This window comes from Streptomyces sp. NPDC002845 (assembly GCF_053591955.1).
The window spans coordinates 64,604-85,733 of the sequence record NZ_JBSFUU010000040.1; the positions used below are offsets into that span (position 1 = coordinate 64,604).

A 21,130-nucleotide genomic window follows, 5' to 3' on the forward strand; every position below is an offset into this window, starting at 1 on the left:
CCCTCACAGAAACGCCCCACACGCCGGGCCGACGGCCTGCCGAGTGAGCCTGACCGGACTACACATAGCTGCCGTACGTGGGGCGCCCTTGTCGTTCGTACGTCTGGATGGAGACACCCGCGCCGGTGATACGGCCACCCGCGTGCCGGAAGGCGGTCGGGAGGGCTCCCTCGGCGAACAGGCGCAGGCCCGAGCCGAGGACCACCGGGAAGGTCAGCAGGTGCACGGTGTCGACCAGGTCGAGGGCGAGCAGCGACTGCGCGAGCGCGCCGCTGCCGTGGATCTGGACCTCGCGCCCGGTGCGCTCCTTGAGGGCCGTGACCTCCTTGCCGAGATCGTCACCGAGCACGGTCGTGCCGGCCCACTCGGGCTGTGTGAGGGTGCGCGAAGCGACGTACTTGGGAAGGGAGTTGAGCTTGGAGGCGACCGGGTCGGCCGGGTCGGTGATCTTCGGCCAGTAGCCCGCGAAGATCTCGTACGTCCGGCGGCCCAGCAGGAAGGCGTCCGCGCGGCCGAAGACCTCGCCGATGAACCGTCCGAAGTCCTCGTCCCCGTACGGCACGCTCCAGCCACCGTGCTCGAAGCCGCCGCGGGTGTCCTCGTCGGGGCCGCCCGGGGCCTGGTAGACGCCGTCGAGGGTGACGAAGGAGGTGAGGGTGAGCTTGCCCATGAGAGGTGCCTGCTTCTGTGAGTAGGGTCTGCTGTCATCAGTACAGACCCCACGACCGGCCGCAACTCATCGGTGGACTCACCGGAACCGGGAACGGAGCCGGGGACTCGGAACGGAGCCGGTGAGGTTCGGCACGGCTGATGGTTCCAGGCTGGACCTGAGCCGCGCCCTGCCAGGGGCGCGGGGCTGTGACATCAGCGGCTCCGCCGCGGGGCGCGACCAGCCACAACCAACCCGCAGCCCTTCAACAGCCCCCTCCGCCTCAGCCCCCCAACTCCTGATGCCGAGCCGCGAGCCGCGCCGCGCCCTCACTCGTCAGGGACCCGTGCAGACGCACCCGCGAGATCCCACCGTCCGGGAAGATGTCCACGCGCGCGTGCGTGGCCACGGCGCCCGCGCCGCCGAGGACGAACCGATGGTTCGTGTCGGGCTGGAGACGCGTCCGCGGGAGGATCTCCGTCCACTCCCCGTCGTCCCCATCGTCCCCGTCGCCCCCGTTCCGCACCGACACCGCCGCCCACCCCGCCGAGTTCCCCTTCAGATACGCCGTGTCGATCTCGATCGCACGTATATCGGACTGGGCCACCAGCCGATATCGAATCCAGTCGTTCCCCTGGTCGCGGCGCCGCCGCGTCTCCCACCCGTCGTCCATCTTGCGCGAGCGCCCGGGCTGGATGGTGTTCGTCGCCGGTGAGTAGAACAGATTCGACGCGTCCTCGACCTGACCACCGTTCTCCAGAGCCACCACGTCGAACGTACCCAGCACGGCAAGCCACGCGGGATCGGGCGCCACCTCGCCGTACACGCGCAGCCGGGCGATGCCCCCGTCGGGGTGCTGGTTGACCCGCAGATGCGTGAACCGCTGCTCGACCGACACGGCGAAACCGTTCGCCGCGTGGCCGCCGACCGGCGTGCGCGGGACGAGAGCCGTCCACTTGACGTCGTCCGCCAGCAGGGCCTCCGGGGAGGGGGACCCGGGCACGGACGTGGCCTCGATCGACACCGCCTGGGGATAGTTGCCGCGGAAGTGGGCCGTGTCGACCACGATGCCCCGTACGACCCCCGGCGCCCCCAGGCGCACCAGCGCCCAGTCGTGGTCGTCCGCGGTCGGCCAGGGATGGTCGGCGGAGGCTCCCCGGCGCCGCCGCGTCTCCCAGCCGTCCATGATCTTGCCCTTGTGCCCGAAGTGCTCGGGGTCGAACTCGGCGCGCTCGGGCACGAGGAGGTTCTCGCGCTGGGCGAAGAACTCGTCGTTGGCGGCGATGACTCCGGCACCGAGACGGCGGTCGGCGAGGTTGGCGTACTGGGTGAAGGGGAAGTCGGCGGTGCGGTAGTCCGCGTACGGGTCGCCGCCTCCATAGGGGTTCGCGTCGCCGGTGAAGCCGCGTATCGCTGCCACGGTGATCAGGTCGTCCTTTCGGGAGTCGTGCCGCTTGCGGATGCGGAGGAGTGCGTGCGTGCGTTACGGCCGTCGCGCCAGAAGCCGCCCCTTCGGCTCGGTGAACTCGCCCCCGGCCACGATGCGTTCGCCCCGCAGCCACGTCGACTTGACGACGCCGTACAGGGTCCTGCCCGCGTACGCCGTGACCCGGTTGCGGTGCTGGAGGGCCGCCGGGTCCACGGTGAACGTCTCGTCGGGCGCGAGGACGGCGAAGTCGGCGTCACGGCCCGCCTCGATGGCGCCCTTGCATGCGTCGAGGCCCACCAGTTCCGCCGTGCGCGAGGACATCCAGCGGACCACGTCCTCCAGGCCGTGCCCCCGATTGCGCGCCTGGGTCCAGACCGCCGACAGGCTCAGCTGGAGGCCCGAGATGCCGCCCCACGCGGTCGCGAAGTCGTCCGTCTTGAGGTCGGCCGTGGAGGGTGAGTGGTCGGTGACGACACAGTCGATCGTGCCGTCGGCGAGCGCCTGCCACAGCAGGTCCTGGTTGGCGGACTCACGGATGGGCGGGCAGCACTTGAACTCGCTCGCGCCGTCCGGGACCTCCTCGGCCGTCAGGGTCAGGTAGTGCGGGCAGGTCTCCACCGTGAGCCGTACGCCCTCGGCCTTGGCGGCGGCGATCAGCGGCAGCGCGTCGCTCGACGACAGGTGAAGTACGTGGACGCGCGCGTCGAGGCGCTTGGCCTGGGCGATGAGACCGGCGATGGCGTTGTCCTCGGCGCCGCGCGGACGCGAGGCGAGGAAGTCGGCGTACTTCGGGCCGCCCTGCCGCGGGGCGGCGGCGAGGTGGTGCGGGTCCTCGGCGTGGACGATGAGCAGGCCCCCGAAGCCCGCGATCTCGGCCATGGAGCGGGCGAGTTGGTCCTGATCCAGCTCCGGGAACTCGTCCACGCCCGACGGTGACAGGAACGCCTTGAAGCCGAAGACACCGGCGTCGTGCAGCGGCCGCAGGTCCTTGACGTTGTCGGGCAGCGCGCCGCCCCAGAAGCCGACGTCGATGTGCGCCTTGGAGGCCGCGACGTCCTTCTTCGTACGGAGGCCCGCGACCGTCGTGGTCGGCGGGAGGGAGTTGAGCGGCATGTCGACCAGGGTGGTGATACCCCCGGCCGCAGCGGCGCGCGTCGCGGTCCAGAAGCCCTCCCACTCGGTACGGCCGGGGTCGTTGACGTGCACGTGGGTGTCGACCAGACCGGGCAGCAGGACGTCGTCGCCGAGGTCCTCCAGCCGGGACCCGGCCGGCACCTCGGAGTCGTACGGCAGCACGGCCGCGATCTTCCCCTCGGCGACCGCCACCGAGGCCGCGCGGGTCCCTTCGGGAGTGACCACGCGCGTCGAGCGCAGCACCACTTCGGCCCATCCGCCGTCGGACACCCGGACCCCTCTCTGCCGCCGTTTACTTCCACGTAACGGAATTCAACTTTCTGTTGAAGAAGTCTTCCCCGCCCGCCCCACCTCGTCAAGAGTGGACCCACCCACCGCATCACCCCCATCCCATACTCTGGACGTTTCCACAAGGCGGAAGTAGCTTTCCAGGCAGCAGAACGTAGCTACACACAAGCGGGCCGTCAAGCAACCGACCGGTAGGCTGCACCCCTCCTGCCGTTGTGAAAGGAACGCGCCGTGCCGACGTCCAGCGCCAGCGAAGCCCCTACGAATGGCGCCGCCGCCAAGTCCTCCTCACCCGGCGGTGGTGTCCAGTCCCTTGAGCGCGCCTTCGATCTGCTGGAGCGGATGGCGGACGCCGGCGGCGAGGTCGGCCTCAGCGAGCTCTCCGCGAGCAGCGGGCTGCCGCTGCCCACCATCCACCGCCTGATGCGCACCCTCGTGGCCTGCGGTTACGTACGCCAGCAGGCCAACCGCCGGTACGCCCTCGGCCCGCGCCTGATCCGCCTCGGCGAGTCCGCGTCCCGGCTCCTCGGCACCTGGGCCCGCCCCTACCTCGCCCGCCTGGTCGAGGAGACCGGCGAGACCGCGAACATGGCCCTGCTGGACGGCGACGAGATCGTGTACGTGGCCCAGGTGCCGTCCAAGCACTCGATGCGGATGTTCACCGAGGTGGGCCGCAGGGTCCTGCCGCACTCCACCGGCGTCGGCAAGGCGCTCCTCGCCGACCTTCCGGCCGACGATGTACGAGCCCTGCTGTCCCGCACGGGCATGCCCGCCGCCACGGACAGGACGATCACCACCCCCGACGGCTTCCTGGCCGCGCTGGAGGACGTCCGCCGCCTCGGCTACGCCGTCGACGACAACGAGCAGGAGCTCGGCGTGCGCTGCCTGGCCGTCTCCGTGCCCAACTCCCCCACCTCGGCGGCCATTTCGATCTCCGGCCCGGCGGGCCGCGTCACCGAGTCCGCCACCGAGCGGATCGTGCCGGTCCTGCAGCAGGTTGCGGTGGAGCTGTCGGAGGCGCTGGCGAGTTCCGGCACCTGAAGAGACCAACTCACCCACGGTCAGGGTGAGTTGACGTCAATGTCGGCGCGGCGGCTCTCCGAACAGTTCCACCGCGCTGCGGACCTCCGCGAGCCCCTTCGCCAGGGCGCTCACCGAGCCGATGGAGCCGGCGATCAGGAGGAGGGAGCGGCGCAGGCGGGGGATCTCGGGGGCGCCGCCGACGGCCATGGCCGCGAGGGCCGCGAGTTCGTCCTCGGCTATGGTCCGGTCGGGGAACTCCGCGGGGAGCGCGGCGAGTTCACGGCACAGCCGGGACACGGCCGTCCGCAGCTCCGCCACCCTCGCGTCCTTGTCACTGCCGGTCACTGACCTCTGCCCCAAGCTCCGCAACGCAGCACTACCCCCCTCACACGCCGCCGCACGCCGTCGTGCGCCACGTACGTCGTCGTACACCCGAGCTCCCCGTGGCGTCGGCCGGGCGCCGGGGGGACGCGGGCCAGTAAACGCCACCCGATGTGGTCCGCGCCACCGTGCGGACCGAAATTCAGCCTGTGGAAACCGTGCGGTCGACGTGGGGTCAGGTATGCAGGGGGTATGACGGAAAACAACGGTCAAGTCGCCGGGCTGGTCCTCGCGGCGGGCGGGGGCCGACGGCTCGGCGGGCGGCCCAAGGCGCTGCTCACACACCGGGGGCGGCCCCTGGTGGAGTACGCGGCCGGGGTCCTGCGCTCGGCCGGCTGCGCCCGCGTGCACGTGGTGCTGGGGGCGCGAGCCGGTGTCGTACGGGAACGGGCGCGACTGGACGGATACGCGGTCGTGGACAACCCGCGCTGGGAGGAGGGCATGGGCTCCTCGCTCCGCGCCGGGCTCGGCTCGCTCGCCGGTACGGGAGCGGGGGCCGTACTGGTGTCACTCGTCGACCAGCCCGGAATCGGACCGGAGGCGGTGGCCCGGGTACTCGCCGCGTACAAGGACGAGCACTCGCTGGTCTCGGCCGCCTACGACGGGGTACGCGGGCACCCGGTGCTGTTCGGGGCCGCCCACTGGGCCGGGGTCGCCGCGGCCGCGACCGGCGACCGCGGAGCCCGCGCCTACCTCAGGGCGCACGAGGAGGTGATCACGCTGGTCGAGTGCGGGGATGTGGCCGAGGCGTACGACATCGACACCGAAGGCGACCTGGGCCACCTTGAGTGAGCACCATGAACACGTGAGTGAGCATGGTGGCCTTGAGTGAGCGGGGTGGCACCGAGCGCCAACGTTCCTCGACCCGGAGAGTCTCGACATCAACAAACCATTGAACTTCCACCATGAGGAAACTAGTATCCACTGCTCAGAAGCACGGGACGGCTCCGAGGGCGCGGTCAGCGCAGCCGGCGCTTTGAGGCATCCAGTGCCATCCCGTGCCGTACTGCCGTACGTACGCAGCCCGCTGAAGGAAGTGACAGCTCATGTCCGCACCAGCGCCGTCCCCGCCGGCCATCGTCGACGCCGAGCCCCTGCCCCGGCAGGAGGAGGTCCTCACCGACGCGGCCCTCGCCTTCGTGGCCGAGCTGCACCGGCTGTTCACGCCCCGGCGTGACGAGCTCCTCGCCCGCCGCACTGAGCGCCGCGCCGAGATCGCCCGTACGTCCACGCTGGACTTCCTCCCGGAGACCGCCGCGATCCGCGCCGACGACTCCTGGAAGGTGGCCCCTTCTCCGGACGCCCTCAACGACCGTCGCGTCGAGATCACCGGCCCCACCGACCGCAAGATGACCATCAACGCCCTCAACTCGGGCGCCCGGGTCTGGCTCGCCGACTTCGAGGACGCCTCGGCGCCCACCTGGGAGAACGTGGTCCTCGGCCAGCTGAACCTCACGGACGCGTACGAGCGCCGTATCGACTTCACCTCCCCCGAGGGCAAGTCGTACGCGCTGAAGCCGGCCGAGGAGCTGGCGACGGTCGTGATGCGCCCGCGTGGCTGGCACCTGGACGAGCGCCATCTGGTCGACGAGAACGGCACCGCGGTCCCCGGCGCGCTCGTCGACTTCGGCCTCTACTTCTTCCACAACGCCCAGCGCCTGCTGGACCTCGGCAAGGGCCCGTACTTCTACCTCCCGAAGACGGAGTCGCACCTGGAGGCCCGCCTCTGGAACGACGTGTTCGTCTTCGCGCAGGACTATGTCGGCATCCCGCAGGGCACCATCCGGGCGACCGTGCTGATCGAGACGATCACGGCCGCGTACGAGATGGAGGAGATCCTCTACGAACTCCGCGACCACGCCTCGGGGTTGAACGCCGGCCGCTGGGACTACCTCTTCTCCATCGTCAAGAACTTCCGTGACGGCGGGCCGAAGTTCGTCCTGCCGGACCGCAACGCGGTCACGATGACGGCCCCGTTCATGCGCGCGTACACGGAGCTGCTGGTCCGCACCTGCCACAAGCGCGGCGCCCACGCGATCGGCGGCATGGCGGCCTTCATCCCGTCCCGCCGCGACGAGGAGGTCAACAAGGTCGCGTTCGAGAAGGTCAAGGCCGACAAGGACCGCGAGGCGAAGGACGGCTTCGACGGCTCCTGGGTCGCCCACCCGGACCTGGTGCCGATCGCCATGGCCTCCTTCGACGCGGTCCTCGGCGACCGGCCCAACCAGAAGGACCGGCTCCGCGAGGACGTCGACGTCAAGGCGGCCGACCTGATCGCCGTCGACTCCCTCGACGCCAGGCCGACGTACGACGGCCTGGTCAACGCCGTCCAGGTCGGCATCCGTTACATCGAGGCCTGGCTGCGCGGACTCGGCGCCGTCGCCATCTTCAACCTCATGGAGGACGCCGCCACCGCCGAGATCTCCCGCTCCCAGATCTGGCAGTGGATCAACGCGGGCGTCGAGTTCGAGCACGACGGGAACACGGTGAAGGCCACGCCCGAGCTGGCCCGCGAGGTCGCCGCCGAGGAACTCGCCGCCATCCGCGCCGAGTTGGGCGAGGAGGCCTTCGCGGCGGGCAACTGGCAGCAGGCCCACGACCTGCTCCTGAAGGTGGCGCTGGACGAGGACTACGCGGACTTCCTGACGCTGCCGGCGTACGAGCAGCTCAAGGGCTGACCGCTGATCCGCTCAGTCGGCCGGCTTCTCCGAGTGGCCCAGGGACTTCCCCGGGGCCACTCGGTCGCGTACGACCCTCTTCACGGCGGTCGGCTCGGGAAAGCCCTGCTCACGCCGGTCCCAGACCACCTCGTCGTTCACGCGTACGACGAAGACCCCGCCCGTGCCCGGCTTCAGGGACAGCTCGGTCAGCTCCGCCTCGAAGGTGGTGAGCAGCTCCTGGGCAAGCCAGGCGGCGCGCGGGAGCCAGCGGCACTGGGTGCAGTACTCGATCTGCACGCGCCGGGGTGCCGTCCGTGGGTTTTCGGTCATCCGAGGTGCACCGCCCCATCCTGTTCCGCCGCCGGTTTGCCGTGCAGGTCGGGGACCCGCTTGAGCCAGTTCGGGCGGCCTTGCCGTGTGCGCGCCGCGCGGAGGGCTTCCTCGGCGGCGAGTTCCTGCCGGGTGGGGAAGTCCGTGGGGAGCCAGGCGGCGGAGGCTCGCACGCGGGCGGCGAGGTGGCCTACGTACGCGTCACGGGCCTCGTCGGCCGTCGCGAAGCCCGGCTCCTGGGTCAGCCACGCGTCCGGTACCGCCGCCGTGACCTCGCGCAGCAGGTCCTCGGTCACCCGGGGCGCCAGCTCCGCGTCGGCCGCCCGTACGTCCGGGGCGTAGTGGCCGAGGGCGTGGTGGCGGAAGTCGTACGCCTTCGCCGGGTCCGTCGTGTCCCAGCGGTGGTGGAAGACGAGGGCGGCGCCGTGGTCGATCAGCCACAGGCGCGCGGGCGTGGTCCCGAACGTGGGCCAGATCATCAGGTTGGAGCTGTGGACCGTGCGGTCGACGTTGACCGTCAGGGCGTCGAGCCAGACGATCCTGCCTGCCTCCAGGGGGTCGACACGGAAACTCTTCGCGAGCTCCGGGGTGAAGTCCTTCGCCCCCGGCAGGAAGTCCATACCGAGGTTGACACCGTGGCTGGCCTGGAGGAGGTCCCGCACCTCCTGGTGCGGCTCGTGCTCGGCGACCGCCGGGTCGAAGTGCACCAGGACCAGCTCGGGAAACCGCAGCCCCAGGGCACGCGCCAGCTCCCCGACGATCACCTCGGCCACCAGCGCCTTGCGGCCCTGGGCGGAGCCCGTGAACTTCACGACGTAGGTGCCCAGGTCGTCGGCCTCGACGACTCCGGGGACGGAGCCGCCGGAGCGCAGAGGGGCGAGGTAGCGGGTCGCGGTGACCTCTCTCAGCATTTCCTCAGGCCACCCACTTTCATTGACCTTGCAATCCACGGTCGGCCTCGGCGGCACCCAACAGCGGGAATTGTCCATCCTCAGCCCTGGGGAGAATCTGGGGAGTTTCGACTGGCATGCAAATCTCCCTGCCTCTCCAGCAGTCCGTCAATGGCCGTCCGCCCCTTGCTGCCAGCCTCCGGCATGAAGTGAGCATAGTAACCGAGGGTGATCGCCGGCGAGGAGTGCCCGAGCCACCGCGCCACGGTCACCACGGACTCTCCCGCCTCCAGCATGATCGAGGCGTAGGTGTGCCGCAGCACGTGGAAGCCATCCTTCGGCGCGGCCTCCCACTGCCAGTCCTTTGCTCCCTTGGCGCGCGGCGGGATGATCCCTGCCTTGGCCAATGCGGGCTTCCATGTGTAGGTGTTCCACGTGTTCACCGCAATGGCGTTGCCGAATCGCGTGGTGAGCAGCAGGGAGAACTTCCTCCGCTGTCCCTCCGCCTCCGGCTTCCCCCACGGGAGCTCCACCTGCACCGGCGGAAACGCCTCGACATGGCGCTTGAGCTCCTCGGCCACCGAGAAGGGCATGTCGACGACACGGGTCTTCTTCCCCTTCGGCAGGGTGAAGTACAGCCTCCCCTTGATCGCCTGAACTTGGCGACGGACATGAAGCACGCCTCTGGCGTAGTCGATGTCCTCCGGGCTCAATCCGAACACCTCGCCCTGACGGAGCCCGCATCCCAGACCGAGGACGACGGTTATCCGGTTGCGCGGGTTGATGACGTCGCGGACTCGCAGCGCCGTCTCCAACCGCCAAGCCTCGCGGCGCTCCTGGGGCGCCTTGGGCCACCGCACGGACTTCGCGTGCATGGGATTCCCGGCGAGCCGCTTGTCATCGACGGCCGCCTCCAGAATGGAGGAGAGCTCGGACAGGATGCCGCGCTGGTAGTCGACCGAGGAGACGGTTGACTCCAACTTGGCTATGTACGCGCGCAGATCCGCCGCCGTGATGTTCCTGAGGGGGAGTTGGCCCAGGTGCGGAATGATGTGAAGTCGCGCTCTCCGCTCCTGGTTGTCCCGGGTCTTCGGAACACCTCCTCTGCCCGGCGCCCAGTGCAGCGCGATGTAGTCGGCCAGTGTGATGGATCCGTCGCGCGGGTCTACAAACTCGCCCCGCTCCTCATCCGTGGCTGCTCGACGAAGCCACGCCTTGGCGTCCTCCAGGGTGTCGAAGGATCGGTCCCGGACCCCGGGGATGCCGGCGACTTGTATCGCTTCCCTTGCCGTAGCGGGCGGTTCGCTCTCGTTTCCCGGTGACCGGGTCCTTCTTCTTCTTGATCCAGCGGTCTTCTACGTAGCCGGCCAAATACTTCCCTCTATGAGAGGCCCGGTGGGGCGGAAGCGGAAACAGGAGAGGCGTCAGGCGCTCGCGGTGTAGTCGGAGCGGGTCTGCGGTGCCGCGTTTAGGGGGCTCAGGACGGTGTTGGAGCGCGAGTCGGCCTGTTCCTGTTCGCGAATCCAGGCGTCGAGCGCTTCCAGCCGGTACATGACGCGGCCGCGCGGCCCCATGCGAAAGCTGGGCGGACCGTGTCGGCGGTGCCGCCAAACGTAGAGAGTGTGCGGCGAAAGGCCGAGGTACTCGGCGGCATCCCTCACATTCAAAAACGCTCTGCGAACGGACCCGGTGGGGTCCGACGTGGGGGAGGGAGCAGATAGTGGGCGTGCAGGCATAGAAGGTCCTGTGTCAGAGGTGAGGGCCGCGGGCGGGTGGAGCGCGACGCTCCTACGCCGCCCACGGGCCGTGCTGAAGGCGCGATGAGATCCGTGGTCAAGCCGCAGATCGACGTCCCGCTACGGAGTCCGGACAGCGCGCGTCGGCTCACCCTCCAGGTCGGCGATGGTGAAGGCGGCTTCTATCAGGTCGTTGGAGGCTTCACCCGATGCCTGGAAGCAATGCGGGAAGCGCCGGGCGAGTGAGGGCGCGCTGACGCCAACGCGGTCAGCCACCATGAAGACCTCCAAGGCGGTGCGGTGCCCACTCAGCCAGGTCGAGATGCAGGCATCTCGGAGGTCGGAGACGCTCCTGCCGAGTGGCGAGTCGATTTCGTGCGTCTCCAGGACCGCTTCCCGCGCCTGGTGCCATGCCCTGCGGTAGACCGCGTCGGACAGCGGTCGCCCGTCCTCGCGGGTGAATATTGCGTCATCGGGGCGAAGGCCGCGGTGGGTAACCTCCGCCCTCAGGATCTCTACGAGCTCTGGGCACGCAGGAACGACCCGTGGGGCATCTGTGTCCTCCGCTTCCCCGTCCCTACCACTGCGCCGACGAGGGTGAATCACCAGATCGCCAGGGCCTTCATCGGGCAGACGCGCGTCACGAACGCGCAGCGCAAGCGCCTCCTGCGGCCTCAGCGCCGCAAAGGCGATGGATGATAGGAAGGCAAGCAACGGGCGTCCGTTCCGCGGACGTTGACCAATCCAGTCCAGCAGAGCGTCGCGCTGCTGGACCGACAGCAGGAACCTCTCATCAACAACGGCAACAGGCACAGGCGGGAACTCCTCGATTAGGGGGGCGCAGTTGCTGCACGGCAAGGCGTCTCGGCATTGCCGCCGACGAACAGGGTCAATACTCCGGAGAATCCCCGGTTTGGGTAACCGGGGATTGCGTGTTATAAGCCAGCGGGGAAGCTCAACTTACTCTTCAAGGGCCCGTAGCGAAGCGCCACCAGCGCTTCAAGTGACATGGGAGGACCAGTATGTCGGAAGCCTTCACGGGTAGCCATGCGCGAGCTATCGGGCTGCCCCTCCTGCGACGCTTCCGACAGCCCCTCACACCGACATGATCAAGGTTGACATGACCCTGGCGGGCATTTCCAGTCCACTCCGCCCCGAACCTGTCTGCCGTCGGCGAACTGCCTTTAGGGGGGCGCATGCCGGATTGCGAGAGACATCAAAAGGGGATGCCCTCTGGGGAAGTTCGGCTAAGATTTCATTGCCTTCTGGCTGACTGCGGGAGCACTCGGCATACTGCCCCGCCACCCAAGAGAAAGAGCAACGGCCTCCGGAGCCGTGTGCGCAGGTTCGAATCCTGCCGGGGGCACCTGAAAGTAAGGCCCTGGCCAGCGGAAACGCTGGTCAGGGTTTATTTTGTGCACGCCAAAACTGCAACGGCCTACCTGTCCATGACCACTCGGTCCAATAAGGCTTCGACCTGCGACTTCACGGCGCCCGGCGGACGAAATCCCAAATATCCGATCCCGCAGAATCGCTTCGCGCGGGACATATGCGGGACGGGGAGCCGCAAGGCGGAGACCTCGCGGAAGGAAACTGTTGTGACCTGCATATTTGCCAACCAAGACGGCGTCAAGACACACGGGGAAACAGGCCGCTTCATTTTCCCGGGCCAGCACTCCGCACGGATGTGAGCAGCCCGGCGTCGCATCGGCTACGAACGTCAGTACCGCGACGCGACGAGTTACGGGATGGTGTCCCTCGTCGTGGTGTACGGGATCAGCGGCTGGGAGTGCGCGGGCGTTTGCCCGGGGCGCACTTCCACGGATGGGTACCGCTCCCTGAACAGAGGGTGGGCCACCGCATAACTCTCCTTGGTGAACAGCCAGTTCAACCCATGAGGAGTGCACGATGGCCCTGTCCCAGTCTGAGCTTACGGCTGCTTGAGTCACTACGCTCGACCGACGGAATCGAGCTCATTCGCGCCATCGCCGAGCGGATGGTGCAGGAGCTGATCGAGGCCGAGCGAGTGCCCACATCGGCGCGGAGTGGAACGAGCACACGCCGACGCGGACCAACGTCCGCAACGGGCACCGGGAGAAGGTGCTGACCACACTGGCCGGCGACCTGGACCTGGAGATCCCCAAGGTCCGCACCGGCAGCTTCTTCCCCTCGCTGCTGGAGCGTCGGCGCCGCATCGACCAGGCCCTCTACGCCGTCATCATGGAGGCATACGTGCACGACGTCTCCACCCGCAGCGTGGATGACCTGGCCAAAGCACTCGGCGGGGACAGCGGGATCTCCAAGTCGGAGGTCTCGCGGATCTGCGCGGCGCTGGACGAGCCGCTGACCGCGTTCCGCACCCGGGCGCTGGATCATGTCCGCTTCCCCTACGTCTATCTGGACGCGACCTACTGCAAGGCGCGGGTGAACCACCAGATCGTCTCGCGGGCCGTCGTGGTCGCCACCGGCATCACCGAGGACGGAGGTCGCGAGGTCCTGGGCCTGATGGTCGGCGACAGCGAGAGCGAGGCGTTCTGGAAGGAGTTCCTTCGCTCCCTGCGTGAACGCGGCCTGTCCGGGGTCCGCCTGGTCGTCACCGACCAGCACTCCGGGCTGGTCGCCGCGGTCCGCAAGGTCATGCTCGGCGCCGCCTGGCAGCGTTGTCGTGTCCATTTCCTGCGCAACGTCTTCAGCGTGATCGACCGGGACTCCGGCGAGATGGTCGCCGCGACGATCCGCACGATCTTCACCCAGCCCACCGCCGACCTCGTGCGCACCCAGCTGGACACCGTCGCCGACATGCTCGGCACCCAGTTTCCCAAGGTCAGAGCCATGCTGCTGGAAGCGAAGGAAGACCTGACCGCGTTCGCGGACTTCCCGCCGAGGCACTGGAAGAAGATCCAGTCCACCAACCCGCTGGAGCGGATCAACCGGGAGATCAAGCGCAGGACCAACGTCGTCCAGGTCTTCCCCAACGACGACGCCCTGCTGCGGCTGGTCACCGCCGTGCTCTTCGAGATCCACGACGAATGGATCGCCTTCCCCCGCCGCTACCTCCCCGAAGGCAGGGTCGTGCCCCCTCTCGTGGTGTAGCAGCGATCACTTCAGTTCCCCCGCTGACACCAAGGTCCTGGTCACCGCATCGCAAAGGATCAGCATGATCGTGCGCCTACACCGCTCTGCGGGACACGACCGAAGGCAGCATGGACGAGCTCTACCGCGAACGTCCCGAAAGCGCCCCCGCAGTACCCAACACCCCGAACAAGCCCGCCAGTTGATCCCGTACACCACGATCCCGTACACCACGACGAGGGACACCATCAGTTACGGCATGCTGGGCATACGAGCAGGTACGCCGCAGCCAGGATCTACGCGCTCCCGGAGTCGCTCGACGAACTGGTCGGGCCGACCTCCGAAACCGTGACCCCGCCCCGTCACATCGACTGGGGCCCGCACTACGAATACGGCCTCGCCGACGAGGCCGACCTGTTCCTCATTTCATGTACGAACGGGTCATCCGCGAGGCCCAGTCCGCGGCCGGCCTGCGGTCCCACCTGAACACCGCCCTCCTGCACCGGCACTGGAACGACCTGTTCCTGCCAGTCCCCGCCTGTGCGACCTGGCAGGCCCGGCTTCCCCGAGCTCGCGCCGAGGGCGGCCAACGGCGTAGTGGACGAGCTGCACCTGCAGACGCCGACGACCGTAGGACATGCTCGAGCAACATGCTCTGGACGCACAGCTCCCCGAGTCATACCGCCGACCGCACGATCCCCCCGCCAGGCACCGCCAATGCGCCCGCAGCGTATGGCGACGTCCGGCCAATGCTCTGCGCCGCTTCTCTAGCCACCTGCACAGTACGGAATCCACGGCGGTAGGCCGACGGCGACGTACGCATGATCTTGGAGAAGTGGTGCCGATAGGTCACCGGCGACTCGAAGCCCACAGCCGCCGAGATCTCCTCCACCGAGGCATGCGAGGTCTCCAGCAGCGGCAGGCTCGCCCGTACCCGCTGCGAGATCAGCCAGCGCATCGGTGAACTCCCCGTGGCCTTGGCGAAGTGCCGCAGATAGCTGCGCTCGGACATCCGTGCCTCCCGGGCCAGCGCACTCACCGTGACCGGCTCGGTCAGGTGCTCCAAAGCCCATGCCATGCTGCGCGAGACCCCGTTGTTCTCGGACGACACCGATACCGGCGCCTCGATGTACTGCGCCTGGCCGCCGTCCCGGTGCGGCTGGATCACCAGGCGACGCGCCACCGCATTGGCCAGCTCCGTCCCGTAGTCCTTGCGCACCAGGTGCAGACACAAATCCAGAGTGGCAGCGCTGCCCGCACCGGTCAGGACATCCCCGTTGTCGACATAGAGCGGATTCGGATCCACCTCGACCTGCGGGTACCGACTACGCAGCAGATCGGCCCAGCGCCAGTGGGTGGTGGCCGGCCGGCCGTCGAGCAGCCCGGCCGCCGCCAGCGTGAAGGCGCCCGTACACGTGGAGACGACGCGCGCACCGGCGCGGTGCGCCGCCCGCAGCTCTTCAATGAGCGCGTCGGACGGCGGCACGTCCGGATCGGCGCTGCTGGGCACGATGACCGTGTCGGCCAAGCGCAGCTGCCGCAGCCCGTATCGCGTGGTCAGTGCAGCACCCCCCGCCAAGGGCACCGAGGAGGGCTGCTCCGCGCAGAGCCGCAGCTCGTAGTGCGGGGGGATCAGATCGCTCAGATACGGGCCGAACACCGCTGTGACCATGCCGATCTCGAAGGACGAGGTCTGATCGGTCACCAGCGCGGCGATGCGGTACGGAGGGTTTTGCTGCCGCTGGATCATCCGTCGCTCCTTGTGGAGGTCATGGCGGAATCTTAGCGAAGAGTGTCATTAGCGCCACTTTTTTGGGAGGGGTCTCTGCGGGATCATTACAGACAGCAGGGCGACAAAACCGCTGAAGATACGAAGCCCGCAGGCCACGTTCGACGTGGCGACGGCAGAGAGAGGTAGGGACGGACATGCGCGCACTGGGCATCGCCTGCAAGCGTTTCTTCCGCGACGTGTTCTACGGCATCGACGCGGCCCACGCGATCCGCCACGGACTGAAGCCGGCTCTCCGGCCCGCCCGCGGGAACGACTGACGGAGGGGTGAGGGCGCCGAGTCGCTACCGGCCGGGTGCGAGTGTGTTGCCGATGGAGGCGGCCACGACCGCCACGATTCCGGCGACCTGCCAGGCCGAGACAGCCTGGCCCAGGATCATCAGCCCGAGCAGCGCGGCGACGGCGGGCTCCAGGCTCATCAGAATCGAGAAGCCCTGCGCCGGCATACGGCGCAGGGCTTTGTTCTGCAGCGAATACGACACGACCTCGCACAGCACGGCGACGCCGAGGCAGCCCAGCAGGACCCGGGGGTCGAGCAGCACGGTACCGGAGTTGATCACGGCCGGTGGAAGGGTCAGGACGGCGGCCCACGCGGTCGCCACCGTCAGCCAGCGCCCGTCCTCGGTCCTGCGGCCCAGGGTCGAGGAAACGATGATATAGCCGCCCCAGGCCACCGCCGCTCCGACCGCCAGCAGCACCCCCGCGAGCCCCAGCGGACCTGTCGCGTCGGTGAGCGTGGTGAGACAGACCCCGACGGCGGCCAGCCCCGCCCACAGCAGACCGCGGATGCGCAGAGTGGAGAACAGGGCGATCGCCAACGGGCCGGTGAACTCGATGGTGACGGCGACTCCCAGCGGCAGCCGGTCGACGGCCGCGTAGAAGGCCAGATGGTGCAGGGCCAGCAGCGTCCCGATGAGCAGGACGAGCCCGAGCGTGGCGGGGTCACGGACGGTACGCGGGGACACCCGCATGACGACCAGAAGCACCACCGCGGCGAACACCAGCCGCAGGGCCACCACGCCCGCCACCCCCGCGAGGGGGAACAGCAGCTTGGCCAGGGCCGCGCCCAGTTCCAGGGCGACGATGCCGGCGAGCACCATCGGCGTGGGCGCGAACCCCGGTCCCCGGGTTGAGCCCTCCGTCGCCGTGGCCTGCTTCTCCTGCGGCTCTCCCCTCATGCGGAAGCCCGCGACGGTACGTTCCGTAACCGCGTCCTCAGCCTCAGCATGCATGCATTCCTTTCCTTCATGTCCTTGGCATGAAACGGGCTCAGAAGATCCGGCAGTTCCTTGTCGATCTCGGTGTCGCCCTCAGCGGTGAAGCGGATTTCGCCGTCCGGTCGGACCTGTACTCCGTCGAGCACGGCCCACCGCTGATTGAGCTCCACCGCCCGCTCCCGGGACGTCGCCGATGGCAGATCGAGGTGGATACGGCCCGAGGAGATCCACACGGGATAGCCACCGGGCAGGCCCGAGGGCCCCGGGAGGTTCACACGTGCCTCACGCTGGTCGAGAAGGCAGCCCACGAGAAGGGCTGTGGCATGGCCTCCCACCGAGTTCAGCTCGGACCGCGGGGTGCCGCGCTGCGCGCGCAGCGCCTCGGTGACGTCGCGTACGGGCACCCCATCGAGCCAGGCGAGCGCCTCTTCGTCGGGGCGGCGTGGCGGGTGCAGATGCACGTGGTGCCCCAGCACCCGCAGCGAGTGGTGCCCGCTGCCGGCACGGAGAGCGGACCGCAGTGAGGCGGCGATCGTCATGACGTTCCCGTCCCGCAGAACACCGGAAGGCCGAGGGACTTCAGCACGAGATTGACCGCGTCGGGGAAACAGGCGTTCACGAACAGGGCCTGCGGATGAACGTCGGCGATCGCCTCACTCAGGGTGAGGGCGAGCAGCGACTGCAGCGGCAGGGTCACGCCGAATCCTGCCCGGGCCACGAGGTCGCTCCATGCGGACGGCGCTCGTGTCCACTCCCACGGCGACTGGTGCGAGGCACAGTTTACGACGACAGCGGGCTTGACACGCGCCAGCGCGGAACGGAGCACCTCGGCGGAGTACTCGGCTGCCGGCAGCGCCCGGAACACCACGTCGGTCCCGCTCAACACGGCACGTGTGTTGGCGACGTAGCAGACCTCGGCGGCGTTCTGCGGCGTACCCGACAGCAGCGTCGCGGTACACCGCTCCGCAGCGGTCGTGGCGAGGGAAGAGCAGATCGCCCGGGTGAGCGATCCGACTCCGACGATCAGAACATCGCGACTGGCCAATGGAAATCCTCGGTTTGCGCGGCTTGCGGGGAGGGGGAGGTACGGACCCCGGCTGGGCCGGGGCCCGTACGGCGGTTCCTACCGCGCGGCGGGATGCGGAGCGGAGAGGTGCGGGTCCTTCAGCTGGTCACCGCGGAAGGTGCCCGTTCCCTCAGGGGCGTGGCCCGGGTCGCTGCCCTCATGAATGATCTTGTTGGAGCCGTCGACGAAGAGGACGCTGGGCTCGTGCGTCTTGGTCTCCTCCTCTGTGACACTCGCGTACGCCATGAAGATCACGAGGTCGCCGGGCAGGGCGAGCCGTGTGGTCGGGCCGTTGATTCCGACGACGACGCTCCCGCGGGGGCCGGGGAGGGCGTAAGCCGTCCACCGCGCACCATTGTTGAGGACGACGACATCCACCTTCTCGTGCGGCAGGATGTCCGCCTTCTCCATGAGGTCCGGGTCGAGGGTGATCGAGCCGATGTAGTGAAGGTCCGCCTGGGTCACGGTCGCCCGGTGGATTTTCGACTTCAGCAGTTCACGCTCCACAGCGTCGTCAACTCCTTTGTTTTCTTCGTCGGTTCTTCTCTGATCGGCAGGGAGGATCAGGGGGTTTCAGCGACCAGTCGGACCATGTGCCGGGCATCGGCCACGACCTGGATCTGATCGGCTCGTACGCCCTCACCCGTGAACCTCGGGTAGACCCCGGACCCGTGGACCACGAGGTCGTCGAACGGCTCGACCAGCTTGCGGTCCACGGCGTTGAGCACCCCGGTCAGCGTCATGACCAGGGACCACTCGCCAAGCGTGCGCGGGTCGTCGGGGAGCGCGCAGTCGGTGTCCTGCAGATACCGCCGCACCTCGCCGTAGCGGGCCAGACATTCCTGAAGCGACACGATGACGCCTGAACCACCGTGCGCCTTCAACAAACCGGTCATCTCGGGCGCGGTCGGGGGCTCCTTGGTGTAGAAGGTGGGCTCCAGGTTCTCCTTCACGGCCCAGGTGGTGCGCGGGAAGTGGGGCGAAGCGTCCTGCTCCAGCAGCCCTGTACGGCTGTTGTGCCGGTACTCGACGCGTGGCTCCTCACCCGTCCGGTCGCGCAGGAAGTGCCGCACCATGTCGCTGGTCTCGGAGTGCTGCACCAGCAGGAAGCCGGGCTGTCGCACCGGCAACCCCAGACTCTCCAGCAGGTCCAACCCACTCTGGTAGCCCAGGAGACCGTAGGCGCTCGACACCGAGTGTGCGTGCAGCCGTCGGTCGGGGCTGCCGCCGAACTCGTACTCGAAGAAGGCCCGACAGCAGTCCGCGGCCTGGTAGTTCGCGATGTCCAGGGACTGCCAGACACGCCATGGCCTGCGGCCGGGGAAGGACAGGGTGCGGGTGAACTCCCGGCCGATCTCCTTCACGGCGGCGGGCTCGTCACCGTCGTACACCATCAGCGGGTTCAGCCGCCGCAGCTCGTCGGACTCGGTGAGCAGGTCACGGCGGAACTTGTACAGCGTCTCCCGCGGAGTCAGCGTCACGATGCGCAACTCGTCGGGGTCGACCAGCCGCAGCCGGAACGCCCGACCGACCGCGTCTCGCAGGGCGATCGCCTTGTTCCCCGACGACGGGGTGAAGAGCACGACCGGCTCACCGGTGCGCCGGATGTGGTGCACCGCCCGCGCCACCATCAGCAGCGAAGCGGGGGTCTTGCCAGTGCGGGTCGCCGGGTTCTTCGTCAGGTCGAGCAGCGTCAGCCGCTTGTCGCCGTAGTCGTCGAGCCCGGTCCACGACGCCCGCGCGACGCTGAAGAACTCCTCCCAGGTGTCGTTGAGTTCCGGGTAGTGGAACGCCGGGGCGAATGCGCTGCCCGACGCCGCGTTGGCCAGCCTCTCGGACACCCGCTGGATCCCGCGGTAGTACCGCACGATCAGGCTGTCCGACGACGTGGTCCTGATCGCCGAATCGAACATCGAGTCCGGCTTCAGGGTGGTCACTGTCATGCTTCTCCCTTTCGTGGATCGGTCATCCAGTCGCGGAACCGCAGGAAACTGGCCGCGGGATCCACCGTGATGCGCGGACTGTTCCCCGCAGGCGTGGACTCCGTGCGGACGTACACCAGATGCGGTCCCCGAGGTGCGCGTACGAGCTCTGGCAGGCGTTGGCGCAGACTCTCCACGTCGTGGATCCGGGTGCACTCGCGGTAGCCCATGGCCGAGGCCATCAGGGGAATGTCGAACATCGCGCTGGACGATTCCTGGCCACCGGTCGACTCGTAACTGCCGTTGTCGAGGATCAGGTGGAGAAAGTTCTCCGGCCGGTACTGGTTCGCGACCATCAGCGCCCCGGGATTCATGAGGAAGGCGCCGTCCCCGTCGATCACCACGGTTGTCCGGTCCGTCTGCCGGGCGATTCCGATTCCGATCACTGGAGCCATCCCCATGGAGCCGGTCATATACAGGTGATTCGGTGCATCACGCACGGAGAAGGCTTCCCGGCATGTGTAGCCCGTCGTGAAGACGACAGGGCTGTCGTGACCGTGGGCAATGACCGTTTCCAGGACGTCCGACCGCCGTATCACTGTGCCGCGCTCCAGCCGAAGGACTCCGGCGGTATCAGCAGCACCGCCGGCCTCGTCCGGTCGGCCAGCATGGTCTCGAACCACGCCACCGCACCGTGTTGATCGTCGCCCCCGAGCATGCGCCAGGGCAGCCCCAAGTGCTCGAGCACTGGAATGGTCACCTGTCCCATTCCGCGGTTCTCCCGCGTGCCGTCGACACCAATGCCGCGCATGCTGACGACCAGGCCGAGGGGTACGTCGAACGGCTCGACCAAGAACGCCAGGACATTGACCGACTGCCCGAATCCCGAGTTCTGCATCAGCACGGCGCCACGCCCACCGGCCAAGGCGGTGCCGACAGCCAGCGCCACGGCGTTGTCCTCACGGTGGACGTACCGGAACCCCGCATGGCGCTCCTCCAGCCGGCCAAGGAGCGGAGCCAGCACACCGCATGGGGTCGCCGCGCACAGGTCGGGGCACCACGTCGTCAGTACCGACGCGATGTCCGCCACACAGGCATCGGTGGAGTTCGGGCGGTTCGGTTTCAGGGGCGTGCTCGTTCCTATTGTCATGCGTCTTCCTTGTCTCGCGTCGAGGCAACCCGTGCATCGGAATTCGCGGCATGAATCTGGCAGTGAGAGATGAAGCTCCATGAGGCTGCGTCGTCGGCTTCCTCCGACCCGCCGTCGGGAGAATGCCTGGTGGTGGACTCCGTGACGCACCACGTTTCCCGTTTTCCACATCCAGGCCGAGGTGTGGGGTACACACCACCGTCGACGGGATGTGGTGGCCCGGCCACCATCCAGGCCGTATGCGGCGCGATAAACGCCCGATTCGGAGGGCTTCGGAGGGCGAGGTGGTGGCCGGGCCACCACCTCGCCCTGCGGAGGCCGCCGTATCGCGGGCAGGACCGGCGGGAGGCGGGCGGCCCGGGGGCTGCAACCGAGGGAGGCGAGTGAGGGGTTG

General features: G+C 68.4%; 21 protein-coding genes and 1 pseudogene. 5 read left to right on the forward strand and 17 right to left on the reverse strand.

The window, feature by feature from the left end; translation table 11 throughout:
* Positions 1 to 58: 58 nt before the first annotated feature.
* The 3 genes from ACWD3C_RS27085 to allB form a co-directional block, all read right to left on the reverse strand.
* Positions 59 to 670: a dihydrofolate reductase family protein gene (locus ACWD3C_RS27085; protein WP_451148267.1), complete on the reverse strand. Its 612-nt coding sequence runs from the start codon at positions 668 to 670 to the stop codon at positions 59 to 61.
* Positions 671 to 932: 262 nt separating this feature from the next.
* Entirely contained in the window at positions 933 to 2,075 is a 1,143-nt protein-coding gene (gene alc / locus ACWD3C_RS27090) for an allantoicase (protein WP_451148309.1), read from the reverse strand.
* 57 nt (positions 2,076 to 2,132) lie between these two features.
* Positions 2,133 to 3,482, reverse strand: coding sequence for an allantoinase AllB (allB, locus tag ACWD3C_RS27095; RefSeq protein ID WP_451148269.1), 1,350 nt, complete (start codon positions 3,480 to 3,482; stop codon positions 2,133 to 2,135).
* A 249-nt stretch (positions 3,483 to 3,731) separates the two neighbouring features.
* Here allB and ACWD3C_RS27100 point away from each other — a divergent pair, with 249 nt between their 5' ends.
* Positions 3,732 to 4,541 carry an IclR family transcriptional regulator gene (locus tag ACWD3C_RS27100; RefSeq protein ID WP_451148271.1) on the forward strand — a complete coding sequence of 270 codons (810 nt, stop codon included), beginning with the start codon at positions 3,732 to 3,734 and terminating at the stop codon, positions 4,539 to 4,541.
* 36 nt (positions 4,542 to 4,577) lie between these two features.
* Here the strand turns inward: ACWD3C_RS27100 and ACWD3C_RS27105 are convergent, their stop codons facing one another.
* Entirely contained in the window at positions 4,578 to 4,868 is a 291-nt protein-coding gene (locus ACWD3C_RS27105; RefSeq protein WP_451148273.1) for a DUF5955 family protein, read from the reverse strand.
* Between the two features lie 228 nt (positions 4,869 to 5,096).
* On the opposite strand from ACWD3C_RS27105, the gene ACWD3C_RS27110 reads away from it, so the two are divergent.
* Together ACWD3C_RS27110 and aceB are read left to right on the forward strand one after the other, a co-directional pair.
* Positions 5,097 to 5,696: a nucleotidyltransferase family protein gene (locus ACWD3C_RS27110; protein WP_451148275.1), complete on the forward strand. Its 600-nt coding sequence runs from the start codon at positions 5,097 to 5,099 to the stop codon at positions 5,694 to 5,696.
* A 254-nt stretch (positions 5,697 to 5,950) separates the two neighbouring features.
* Complete coding sequence (gene aceB / locus ACWD3C_RS27115; RefSeq protein ID WP_451148277.1) at positions 5,951 to 7,582, forward strand: malate synthase A; 1,632 nt, start codon at positions 5,951 to 5,953, stop codon at positions 7,580 to 7,582.
* A gap of 12 nt (positions 7,583 to 7,594) precedes the next feature.
* Here the strand turns inward: aceB and ACWD3C_RS27120 are convergent, their stop codons facing one another.
* The 5 genes from ACWD3C_RS27120 to ACWD3C_RS27140 form a co-directional block, all read right to left on the reverse strand.
* Positions 7,595 to 7,894, reverse strand: a complete 300-nt coding sequence (locus ACWD3C_RS27120) for a SelT/SelW/SelH family protein (RefSeq protein ID WP_451148279.1) — start codon at positions 7,892 to 7,894, stop codon at positions 7,595 to 7,597.
* A complete protein-coding gene (locus tag ACWD3C_RS27125) occupies positions 7,891 to 8,805 on the reverse strand; it encodes a HipA family kinase (protein ID WP_451148281.1) in 915 nt (304 codons plus the stop codon). Before ACWD3C_RS27125 ends, ACWD3C_RS27120 begins: the two co-directional genes overlap by 4 nt.
* An 80-nt stretch (positions 8,806 to 8,885) precedes the next feature.
* Positions 8,886 to 9,932, reverse strand: coding sequence for a tyrosine-type recombinase/integrase (locus ACWD3C_RS27130; protein ID WP_451148311.1), 1,047 nt, complete (start codon positions 9,930 to 9,932; stop codon positions 8,886 to 8,888).
* Positions 9,933 to 10,208: 276 nt separating this feature from the next.
* Positions 10,209 to 10,520 (reverse strand): helix-turn-helix transcriptional regulator, encoded by a 312-nt coding sequence (locus tag ACWD3C_RS27135; RefSeq protein WP_451148283.1) that lies wholly within the window; start codon positions 10,518 to 10,520, stop codon positions 10,209 to 10,211.
* A gap of 120 nt (positions 10,521 to 10,640) precedes the next feature.
* Positions 10,641 to 11,333 carry a hypothetical protein gene (locus ACWD3C_RS27140; protein WP_451148285.1) on the reverse strand — a complete coding sequence of 231 codons (693 nt, stop codon included), beginning with the start codon at positions 11,331 to 11,333 and terminating at the stop codon, positions 10,641 to 10,643.
* A gap of 1,095 nt (positions 11,334 to 12,428) precedes the next feature.
* Between ACWD3C_RS27140 and ACWD3C_RS27145 the strand changes: the two are divergent.
* A pseudogene (locus tag ACWD3C_RS27145) lies at positions 12,429 to 13,613 on the forward strand (IS256 family transposase).
* A 655-nt stretch (positions 13,614 to 14,268) separates the two neighbouring features.
* On the opposite strand, the gene ACWD3C_RS27150 reads toward ACWD3C_RS27145, so the two are convergent.
* Positions 14,269 to 15,342, reverse strand: a complete 1,074-nt coding sequence (locus tag ACWD3C_RS27150; protein ID WP_451148287.1) for a GlxA family transcriptional regulator — start codon at positions 15,340 to 15,342, stop codon at positions 14,269 to 14,271.
* A gap of 176 nt (positions 15,343 to 15,518) precedes the next feature.
* Between ACWD3C_RS27150 and ACWD3C_RS27155 the strand changes: the two genes are divergently transcribed.
* The gene (locus ACWD3C_RS27155) at positions 15,519 to 15,641 is read left to right on the forward strand and encodes a hypothetical protein (protein WP_451148289.1); all 123 of its coding nucleotides are present in this window, start codon (positions 15,519 to 15,521) and stop codon (positions 15,639 to 15,641) included.
* A 24-nt stretch (positions 15,642 to 15,665) separates the two neighbouring features.
* Here ACWD3C_RS27155 and ACWD3C_RS27160 read toward each other — a convergent pair whose 3' ends face one another.
* The 7 genes from ACWD3C_RS27160 to ACWD3C_RS27190 all read right to left on the reverse strand — a co-directional run bounded on the left by ACWD3C_RS27160 (position 15,666) and on the right by ACWD3C_RS27190 (position 20,736).
* Positions 15,666 to 16,613: an EamA family transporter gene (locus ACWD3C_RS27160; protein WP_451148291.1), complete on the reverse strand. Its 948-nt coding sequence runs from the start codon at positions 16,611 to 16,613 to the stop codon at positions 15,666 to 15,668.
* A complete protein-coding gene (locus ACWD3C_RS27165; protein WP_451148293.1) occupies positions 16,556 to 17,137 on the reverse strand; it encodes a hypothetical protein in 582 nt (193 codons plus the stop codon). Before ACWD3C_RS27165 ends, ACWD3C_RS27160 begins: the two co-directional genes overlap by 58 nt.
* Positions 17,134 to 17,643 (reverse strand): hypothetical protein, encoded by a 510-nt coding sequence (locus ACWD3C_RS27170; RefSeq protein WP_451148295.1) that lies wholly within the window; start codon positions 17,641 to 17,643, stop codon positions 17,134 to 17,136. The genes ACWD3C_RS27165 and ACWD3C_RS27170 overlap by 4 nt, the downstream gene beginning before the upstream one ends.
* Positions 17,644 to 17,721: 78 nt before the next feature.
* A complete protein-coding gene (gene panD / locus ACWD3C_RS27175) occupies positions 17,722 to 18,171 on the reverse strand; it encodes an aspartate 1-decarboxylase (protein WP_451148297.1) in 450 nt (149 codons plus the stop codon).
* A gap of 56 nt (positions 18,172 to 18,227) precedes the next feature.
* A complete protein-coding gene (locus ACWD3C_RS27180; protein WP_451148299.1) occupies positions 18,228 to 19,607 on the reverse strand; it encodes a DUF6002 family protein in 1,380 nt (459 codons plus the stop codon).
* A complete protein-coding gene (locus ACWD3C_RS27185; protein WP_451148301.1) occupies positions 19,604 to 20,269 on the reverse strand; it encodes a thiamine pyrophosphate-dependent enzyme in 666 nt (221 codons plus the stop codon). Before ACWD3C_RS27185 ends, ACWD3C_RS27180 begins: the two co-directional genes overlap by 4 nt.
* Complete coding sequence (locus ACWD3C_RS27190; RefSeq protein WP_451148303.1) at positions 20,182 to 20,736, reverse strand: hypothetical protein; 555 nt, start codon at positions 20,734 to 20,736, stop codon at positions 20,182 to 20,184. Before ACWD3C_RS27190 ends, ACWD3C_RS27185 begins: the two co-directional genes overlap by 88 nt.
* Positions 20,737 to 21,130 lie beyond the last annotated feature (394 nt).